This window comes from Citrobacter sp. wls613, assembly GCF_005281195.1.
Lineage (GTDB): Bacteria > Pseudomonadota > Gammaproteobacteria > Enterobacterales > Enterobacteriaceae > Citrobacter > Citrobacter gillenii.
The window spans coordinates 329915-339228 of the sequence record NZ_SZXN01000056.1; the positions used below are offsets into that span (position 1 = coordinate 329915).

Consider the following 9314-nt stretch of genomic DNA (forward strand, 5'->3'; position numbering starts at 1 on the left):
CCATCCGGCAGATGTTTTGCCAGATGGCATTTCGCTTATCGGCCTACAATTGGGATGTAGGCTTGGTTAGTTAGCCTAACGCCTGTGCCAGCAGGGTTATTGGATGCTCACAGCGCTTGCTGGTGGACATCTCAATCTGCCATTTGCAGGTTTCGCAGTCGGTGACGACGATATCGGCTCCGCTTTCTTCGATCTGGCGGAACAGCGGGGCGCCAATGGATTGCGAAGTGGGGTAGTTTTCCTTTTTAAAGCCGTAGGTCCCGGCGATGCCGCAGCACTGGGAATCCAGCACCGTCAGTTCCAGACCAGGAATTTGACGCAGCAGCTCCAGCGTGTAGAGCGTCCAGCCCATTTTCTCCATATGGCAGGGGGTGTGGTAGACCACCTTCAGTGGCAGTGTTTTTAGCGGCAGCGTTTGCCCGCCGTCCAGTTTGCGCCACAGCCAACGGGTGGCCAGCTCAATATGTTCACGCAGACCCGTGTTGTCGACATCCAGCACTTCGGGATATTCATCGCGAAGCGCAAAGGTACAGGTTGATGAGGTGGCAAGCACCGGAATACCTTTCCCGTCAATGGCTTCTCTGAGTGACGCCACGTTGCTGACCGCCTGCTTACGTGCCTTATCGGTAAAACCGTTGGCGATCAGCGGCACGCCGCAGCACTTCTCTTTACTCAGCAACTGTACGCCGGTCCCCATCGCATTCAGCACTTTAATCAGGTCTTTGCCAAGCTGCGGATGGTTATAGTTCACAAAGCAGCCGTGAAAAAAGGCGACCTGATCCTGATACTGCGCCTGCTGTGCGGCAACGCTGCGGTACCAGCGGCGGAAGGTACCAAAGGAGTATTTTGGCAGCGTCCGGCGATGATCGATTTTTAACGCGTAATCGAGCAGCTGACGCACGGGCTTCAGCGAGGTGGCGGTATTGACGATCGGCGCGAACGGTGTGGAAACGCTGCCCATCAAATCGGTATGGCTTAAGACAAAGTTGCGCAGCGACGGACGCGTGGTGTCATATTTGGCGCGCGCGCGCTGGATGATATCGCCAATTTTAACATCTGACGGGCAGGCGACTTCGCAGCGTTTGCAGTTGATACAGTATTTCAGCGCATCATCGTATAACGCACCGTCTTTTAGACGCAGACGTTCCCCGTCCGGCCCGGCCTGTTTGGGTCCTGGGTAGCTCGGATTGACGCGGCTGACCGGGCAGGCAGTGGTGCACACAGTGCATTTGATACAACTTTCAAAACGTGTGTCGCTCATTGCTGGCCTCCTGCTCGTTTCGCAATATGATGTGCGGCATGCAAGGCGCTTACTGCGCTCACGCCGCCTCCGCAACCTTGGGCGATAGGGTCAAAACCGCCAAGCACCGACCCGATGGCAAACAGGTTCTCTACCGTTTTTCCCGCAAGCGTTGGGCGCAGGGTGTTATCAGTATTCACACCAAATTGTTGCCACGGCTGCGGGTCGAAGACGTCGCGCTGATACCACTGCGCACGGGTCTCTGTTTGCTGGACATCCAGGCCGAGGATCGGCTCGTGGACAGCCTCGCGTGTTGCCACCAGTCCGCTGCTGAAGAAACTGCCGCTGGCGAGCACGGCAAAACGTGGACGCAATGGAATATCAGCATGATTGCGGGTCCACACTTCACTTACCACACCGTCCTGACAGGTGACTTTTTTCACCTCGTCACCGGGCATCCATACGCCGCCCTGGCGTACAAACTGACGCTGTAATTGATTGTGCAGGCGCATGCCGAGAACAGAAGGCGGTAAGGTGGGTAACAACATCAGCGAGCAGGGCAGACGCTCGTTGAGCCACTGCCAGAGCCGGGAATCGGTGAGACCGAAGCAGGCTGGCATAATAATCATGTCGCAGGTTTTTGCTATTGGCAGCAACGCGTCACAGAGCAGTGGCCATTTATCTTCGTTATCCAGCAGGCGTGCGATGTTAACCGCGCGAAACTCGGTGGGGTTGTCGCGCAGAACATCCAGTTCCGGTAGCTCGATTTCTGCGGTGTCGACGCTGAGGTTACGCTGGCTCAGTGAGGCTGCCGCGAGGTGTGCCTGAAAATCCAGTAACCCGCTGATGCCCACCACGCAGATACGCTGAGCAGACAGCGGCCAGACCGGTACTTCCGGCGAACTGAGCCAGGTTGAGCGCAAGGTCCCCAGCGGCGTTACGCGCTGATGTACCTGATGCACCTCGCCCTGCAACTGGGCACCGGATTCTTTCAACAGGGTTTGCGCCTGCTGCGCCAGTGACAGGACGTTTTGCGTACCGATAAGGCTATAAGGGTGCAAGGGGGCCTGAGTGCGCAGTGCGTTCAGGCCTGCCTCGATATCGCTCACCGGCTGTCCATCCGGCAGCGTGCTGAGTAAATCCAGCGAGCCGGAGGAAAAATGCAGGGCGCTTTGGCCACGGGTAACAATCGCGCAGCGTAACCCGCTTTTTTGCAGTTGCAGACCGCACAGCAGTCCGGCGAGACCGCCGCCGATAATGACGGTATCAAATTTCATCCTGGTGCTCCTTTTCCAGACCGCATAACCCCTGATACACCCAGCGCGTGAACTCGCTTTCGCGCAGTGCGTCTCCCCAGGCAATCGGCTGCACGCCTTTCCAGCGTTCGTTGAGAAACTCGGAGAGCTGGGTGATGGACTGCGCGGCGGTGGTAACATTAAAACGTTGCAGTAACCCTGCGGCGCGGCAAGCGCACAGTTCGCCCTGGCATGTCCCCATCCCGACGCGAGTACGGCGGCGCAAGTCCAGCAGGCTGTTGACGGTTAAATTTTCCACGGCGTATTGGACTTCGCCTGCGGTGACCGCCTCGCACTCGCAGACCAGGCTGCGATGCTGACGACCTTCGCTCAGCCAGACCGGGGTGCGATCGCCGTGACGGTAGACTGCCGAGCCGCGTAGCGGTGCGGGCAACGAGATCACGCGCTTAAGCGTATGCTCGGTCGATTCCTGCGAACCTGGCAGCGCGACGTCCGCCGTGGTGCAAGGGCGAGTGTTACCCAGCTTGCGGCAGACGGCGTCAGTGGCCCATTCAGCCATCAGGCGGTAGGTCATCAGTTTGCCGCCGGTAATGGTGATAAAGCCATCCAGACCGTCGCGTTCAGCATGATCGAACAACACAATGCCGCGGCTGACGTTACGACCACTTGGATCATTGTCGCTGGCCACCAGCGGACGCACGCCGGAGTAGGCGCGCAAAATGCGCGTTTTCGCCATAATCGGCGCCAGCTTCTCCCCTTCACGCAGCAGGATATCCACCTCTTCAGCGGTGACGCGGTTGCTGTCGATATCACCGTAATCAATATGTTGCGAGGTGGTGCCGATCAGCGAGATGGTGTCGCCAGGCACCAGAATGTCGGCATCCGACGGTTTACGGCAGCGGTTGATGACATGCTGGTTAATGCGATGATCCATGATCAACAACGAGCCTTTTGCCGGGAACATGCGGATGCTCAGATCGGCATATTCCGCGATCCGCTGGCCCCAGATCCCGGCAGCGTTCACCACCACCGGCGCATGCAGGGACTGCATCTCGCCGGTGAGATGATTTCGAACGTTCACGCCGCAGACGGTTGCACCTTCACGAATCAGCCCGGTCACTTCATGGGCTGTCAGAATGACCGCGCCATGCTCTCTGGCATCCAGCATGTTGGCAGCGGTTAAACGGAAGGGATCCACGGTACCGTCTGGCACTTTGACTGCGCCAATCAACTGCGGGTTCACTGCGGGCTCGATAATGCGCGCTTGTTGAGGGTCGATCGCTTCTGCACGAATGCCCGCATCTTCGCAGGCACGAATAAAGGTGGCCTGGAAGGAGAGTTCATCTTCCGGCAGTGTGATAAACAGACCGTCCGTAGGCTCTACGCAGTGGCGGGCGATACGTTTCAGAATTTGGTTTTCGCTAATACATTCACGCGCAGATTCTGCGTCAGTGACGGCATAGCGCGCACCGCTGTGCAGCAGGCCGTGGTTACGTCCCGTTGCGCCGGTAGCGATATCGTGGCGTTCTACTAAGATGACGTGCAATCCGCGCAGAGCACAGTCGCGTGCGATCCCGGCACCTGTTGCTCCCCCACCAATGATAATCACGTCACTTGTTTGCGAGTCGCGAGTTTTCATTGTTTTTCCTCACAGTTCGTTTTTTTATCATTTAGCCACATAAAAAACATGGATTGTTTGATTTCGCGCATAATCGCTCATTATTCGAAAATGAAACGTGATTTCGTGCGCCTTTATGAACATTTGTCATAAATCTGTAACAATCTGTGCTGTGTTTCACATTTTTGTGCTGAATCTTTCCTTAACATCGCGGCCACACTGGGGGAGGTTGCGTCGTGATGACGTACTTACAGTGTTTCCTTCGAACAAAAGACGGCCACGGAGGCTACATACTATGTTGAGCATTTTTAAACCCGCGTCACATACGGCGCGCTTACCTGCAGCGGAAATCGATCCCACCTATCGTCGATTGCGCTGGCAGATTTTCTTGGGGATATTTTTTGGTTATGCGGCGTACTATCTGGTACGTAAGAACTTTGCCCTGGCTATGCCGTATCTGGTTGAGCAGGGTTTCTCCCGTGGCGATCTGGGTTTTGCGTTATCCGGTATTTCCATTGCCTATGGTTTTTCGAAATTTATCATGGGGTCCATTTCGGACCGCTCGAATCCGCGCGTTTTCCTGCCTGCCGGTCTGATTCTGGCGGCGGCGGTGATGTTGTTCATGGGCTTTGTGCCGTGGGCGACGTCCAGTATCGCGGTGATGTTTGTGCTGCTGTTCCTGTGTGGCTGGTTCCAGGGGATGGGGTGGCCGCCGTGCGGTCGTACCATGGTGCACTGGTGGTCGCAGAAAGAGCGTGGCGGTATTGTGTCCGTGTGGAACTGCGCGCATAACGTCGGTGGTGGTCTGCCTCCGCTGCTGTTCCTGCTGGGTATGGCCTGGTTTAACGACTGGAAAGCGGCATTGTACATGCCGGCATTCGGTGCGATTGTTGTCGCCCTGATTGCTTTTGCCCTGATGCGCGATACGCCGCAGTCTTGTGGCTTACCGCCGATTGAAGAGTATAAGAACGACTATCCGGATGATTACAGCGAAAAAGCCGAAGAAGAGCTGACTGCGAAGCAGATCTTCATGCAGTACGTGCTGCCAAACAAACTGCTGTGGTACATCGCGATCGCCAACGTGTTTGTCTATTTACTGCGTTACGGCATCCTCGACTGGTCGCCGACCTACCTGAAAGAAGTGAAGCATTTCGCGTTGGATAAATCCTCCTGGGCCTACTTCCTGTATGAGTATGCGGGTATCCCGGGCACCCTGCTGTGTGGCTGGATGTCGGATAAAGTCTTCCGTGGCAACCGTGGCGCAACCGGCGTGTTCTTCATGACGCTGGTGACCATTGCAACGATCGTTTACTGGATGAACCCGGCGGGCAATCCGAACGTTGATATGGCATGTATGATTATCATCGGCTTCCTGATCTACGGTCCGGTCATGCTGATTGGTCTGCACGCGCTGGAACTGGCACCGAAAAAAGCGGCGGGTACGGCGGCTGGCTTTACCGGGCTGTTTGGTTACCTGGGCGGCTCTGTGGCAGCGAGCGCCATTGTCGGTTACACCGTTGACTTCTTCGGCTGGGACGGTGGCTTTATGGTGATGATTGGCGGCAGCGTGCTGGCGGTTATTCTGTTGGTGGTCGTCATGATTGGTGAAAAGCGCCATCATAAAGAGATTGAACTGAAGCGTAACGGGGGATAATAGATGAAAACCACATTGAAAAATCTTAGCGTCGCGTTGATGCTGACCGGTATGGTGGTCAGCAGCGCGGCCATCGCCGCTGACAAGATTGTGATTGCACATCGTGGGGCAAGCGGCTATTTACCGGAGCATACGCTGCCGGCAAAAGCGATGGCCTATGCGCAGGGCGCGGACTATCTCGAGCAGGATCTGGTGATGACCAAGGACGACCATCTGGTCGTTCTGCATGACCACTATCTTGACCGGGTCACCGATGTCGCCGAGCGTTTCCCGGATCGCGCCCGTAAAGATGGTCGCTACTACGCCATCGACTTTACGCTGGATGAGATCAAATCGCTGAAATTTACCGAAGGTTTCGATATCGAAAATGGCAAACAGGTGCAGACCTACCCAGGGCGCTTCCCGATGGGTAAATCTGATTTCCGTGTGCATACGTTCGAAGAAGAGATCGAGTTTGTTCAGGGATTAAATCATTCCACTGGTAAGAACATCGGTATCTATCCGGAAATTAAAGCGCCGTGGTTCCATCACCAGGAAGGGAAGGACATTGCTGCGAAGACGCTGGAAGTGCTGAAAAAGTACGGCTACAGCGACAAACAGGATAAGGTCTATCTGCAAAGTTTTGATGTGGCGGAACTTAAGCGCATCAAGAATGAGCTGGAACCTAAAATGGGGATGGACCTCAACCTGGTGCAGCTGATTGCCTATACCGACTGGAATGAAACCCAGGAGAAAAAACCGGACGGCAGTTGGGTGAATTACAACTATGACTGGATGTTTAAACCGGGCGCGATGAAGCAGGTTGCTGAGTACGCGGATGGCATTGGCCCGGACTATCACATGCTGGTCGATGAGAAGTCGAAGAAAGGCAACATCGTGTTGACCGGGATGGTGAAGGATGCGCATCAGAACAAGATGACGGTGCATCCTTATACTGTGCGGGCCGATCAGCTGCCGGACTACGCGACGGATGTGAATCAGCTGTATGACATCCTGTATAACAAGGCGGGCGTTGACGGGTTGTTCACCGACTTCCCCGACAAAGCGGTGATGTTCCTGCATAAGCAGTAACGGTATCAGGCCTGCGATAGCATGATATTGCAGGCCTTTTCACCGGCGCATTCCCGACGGTTAGATCAGACCGTCTGCGGTCAGTGTTTCCATACATGCCTGCAGTAAATATAAAGGGCTGCCGTCTACCGGCGGCTCTTTTGCCAATAATGATATTTGCCGATAAAACGTTGGCTCCAGCGCCACCGAACGTATTTGCCCGCCAACCGCCTTTAATGTGAGCTCCGGTAACAATGCGATCCCCAGCCCCTGACGAATAAAACTGATTGCCGTATCCGGGTGGTTGAATTCGTACTTAATGATTGGCTCAATACCTTGTTCTTTAAATAACGTCATGATGCTTAATTCATAGCGCCCTTTACTGATAATCAGCGGTTCTCCCACCAGTTCTTCTACTGAGATTGTGGCTTTGGCCGCCAGCGGGTGAGCCTCGGGGACAACAACGGTGAATTTGTCCCGATAAACCGGCACGCAGTACATGCCACTGACCGGAAAATGCACAAAACCCGCATCAATGCCTCCACTCTGCAGCGAATCAATAATGGCACTGCTGTTCTCTTCATAGGGAATGATTTTGATGTTGGGGTGATGTTGTTCAAAGTAGCGGATGATACCGGGCAAAATGCAGGCGCAGGCGCTGGGAAAACAGCCGATGTGCAAGGTTCGGGCGGGGTTTTGTTTCTCCTGTTCGGCGATCTCTTTTACGGCATTCGTTTGTCCAATGATGGTCCGTAAATGCGGGAGCAGCCGGATACCTACCGGGGTAAGTTGAATATCTTTGCGCCGCTCGCGGATCAAAATATTAACCCCTAACTCTTCTTCCAGCGCCGAAATAGCCTGACTGACGGCGGACTGGGTGGTGTATAGCCGCTTGCTGGCTTCGGTAAAACCACCGTACTCAAGCACGGCCAGCAGGGCGTGGATCTGGGTTAGTGTCATTAGTTATCTCTAATTAATACTATTAAAATGATTAATTTCTCTAATAAAATAAGCCTGTTTATACTGACTTTCTACCTTAAATACCCAAAATAATTTGCGTAGCCGACACACAAGCAACGTGAACTATGACGGGGATAAATCACATTTTGACGCACCTGTCCGTTGTTCAGTCGCTCTGAGCGTTGCCTGCGTGCGCCGTCGGGACAGGTTGCCGAGTATGAAAGAAAAATTGTGGACGAAAGATTTTTGGGCCATCACGATTATCAGCTTTATTATCTTTTTTGTTTTTTATGTCCTGCTGACGCTGTTGCCGATTTATATCCTGGAGCGTCTCCATGCGACCCCTGATAAGGCGGGTTTATTAGTCACCTTCTTTTTGGGGGCCGCCATTGTGGTACGTCCGTTTGCCGGACAATGGGTGGGAAAATATTCGAATAAAACGATTCTGGTGCTCTCTTCTCTGGCCTTTTTGGTGGTCACTGCGCTGTATCCTGTCTGCCATTCAATTGAATCACTGCTGTTTATTCGGGTGCTTCATGGTGTCACGTTTGGCGTTATTACTACGGTAAAAGGGACGATTTCCGCGCGGTTGATACCGGCCTCCCGACGTGGGGAGGGCATCAGCTTTTTCTCTTTAGCTATGGGACTGGCGATGGTCGTTGGGCCATGGGTGGGTCTGAACATGGCGCGCTGGGAGGCCTTTACTTCCGCGTTCTGGCTTTGTACAGCGGTAGCGGCGGTGGGCATTGTGCTGTCATTGATTGTTGCCGTGCCGCCGGTGATTCGTCATGCCGATGGCTCGCAGCCTAAGCTGGGGTTTGCCGCCATGTTTGACCGTGCCGCCTTGCCTTTTGCCATGGTGACCTTCTTCATGACCTTTTCCTACGCCGGGGTATCTGCCTTCCTGGCGCTGTATGCACGCGAGCTGGATCTGATGGCCGCCGCCAGTAACTTCCTGCTTTGCTACGCTGTCTGCCTGATGATCTGCCGAACGTTTACCGGCAATATTTGTGATAAAAAAGGACCGAAATACGTGGTTTACCCGTGCCTGGTCGCCTTTACCGTAGGGCTTGTGGTGCTCGGATATACCCACGGCAGCATCATGATGATTATTGCCGGAGGGCTGATTGGCATTGGCTACGGCTCGGTGACACCGGTGTTCCAGACGCAAATTATTAGCGCGGTAGAGCCGCATAAAATTGGCATCGCCAATTCGCTTTTTTTCAACGCAATGGATGCGGGAATGGCGATTGGGGCATTTATTATGGGGATGATGGTAGAAGGCGTGGGGTATCGGGCGATTTATCTGGTCGGTGCCGTGCTGGTGGTTCTTGCCGGAGCGCTGTACATCATGCAGATGAAAAAACGCGGAGACGTGGTGCTGGTCTCCGCGCATGAAGTTCACTAGGCGTTACATCTCAATCTCAATATCACCCTTTGCCCGGCAACAGCAGGGCAGTATCTCACCCGGCTGAATAAAGGCCAAAGGCTCTGCAATCCAGTCAACCTGACCCGCTACCAGGCGGGTACGGCAGG

At 54.4% G+C, this 9314-nt stretch carries 7 protein-coding genes and 1 pseudogene; 3 read left to right on the forward strand and 5 right to left on the reverse strand.

The features are described 5' to 3' along the window. Positions 1–70 precede the first annotated feature (70 nt). From glpC to glpA, 3 genes are read right to left on the reverse strand one after another with little or no spacing between them, the layout of a single operon-like run. Complete coding sequence (gene glpC, locus FDX01_RS11685; RefSeq protein ID WP_096756399.1) at positions 71–1261, reverse strand: anaerobic glycerol-3-phosphate dehydrogenase subunit GlpC; 1191 nt, start codon at positions 1259–1261, stop codon at positions 71–73. Continuing rightward, positions 1258–2517, reverse strand: a complete 1260-nt coding sequence (gene glpB / locus FDX01_RS11690; RefSeq protein ID WP_137399810.1) for a glycerol-3-phosphate dehydrogenase subunit GlpB — start codon at positions 2515–2517, stop codon at positions 1258–1260. The genes glpC and glpB overlap by 4 nt, the downstream gene beginning before the upstream one ends. After that, the gene (gene glpA / locus FDX01_RS11695; protein WP_137399811.1) at positions 2507–4135 is read right to left on the reverse strand and encodes an anaerobic glycerol-3-phosphate dehydrogenase subunit A; all 1629 of its coding nucleotides are present in this window, start codon (positions 4133–4135) and stop codon (positions 2507–2509) included. Before glpA ends, glpB begins: the two co-directional genes overlap by 11 nt. A gap of 274 nt (positions 4136–4409) precedes the next feature. Here glpA and glpT point away from each other — a divergent pair, with 274 nt between their 5' ends. Next, positions 4410–5768 carry a glycerol-3-phosphate transporter gene (glpT, locus tag FDX01_RS11700; RefSeq protein ID WP_137399812.1) on the forward strand — a complete coding sequence of 453 codons (1359 nt, stop codon included), beginning with the start codon at positions 4410–4412 and terminating at the stop codon, positions 5766–5768. Between the two features lie 3 nt (positions 5769–5771). Further along, a complete protein-coding gene (glpQ, locus tag FDX01_RS11705) occupies positions 5772–6839 on the forward strand; it encodes a glycerophosphodiester phosphodiesterase (RefSeq protein WP_137399813.1) in 1068 nt (355 codons plus the stop codon). Between the two features lie 60 nt (positions 6840–6899). On the opposite strand, the gene FDX01_RS11710 is transcribed toward glpQ, so the two are convergent. Continuing rightward, a complete protein-coding gene (locus tag FDX01_RS11710; RefSeq protein ID WP_096756404.1) occupies positions 6900–7778 on the reverse strand; it encodes a LysR family transcriptional regulator in 879 nt (292 codons plus the stop codon). Positions 7779–7995: 217 nt separating this feature from the next. Here FDX01_RS11710 and FDX01_RS11715 point away from each other — a divergent pair, with 217 nt between their 5' ends. Continuing rightward, positions 7996–9186: an MFS transporter gene (locus FDX01_RS11715; protein ID WP_117343430.1), complete on the forward strand. Its 1191-nt coding sequence runs from the start codon at positions 7996–7998 to the stop codon at positions 9184–9186. A gap of 3 nt (positions 9187–9189) precedes the next feature. On the opposite strand, the pseudogene yfaE reads toward FDX01_RS11715, so the two are convergent. Continuing rightward, positions 9190–9314, reverse strand: a pseudogene (gene yfaE, locus FDX01_RS23755) (ferredoxin-like diferric-tyrosyl radical cofactor maintenance protein YfaE); the annotation flags it as partial.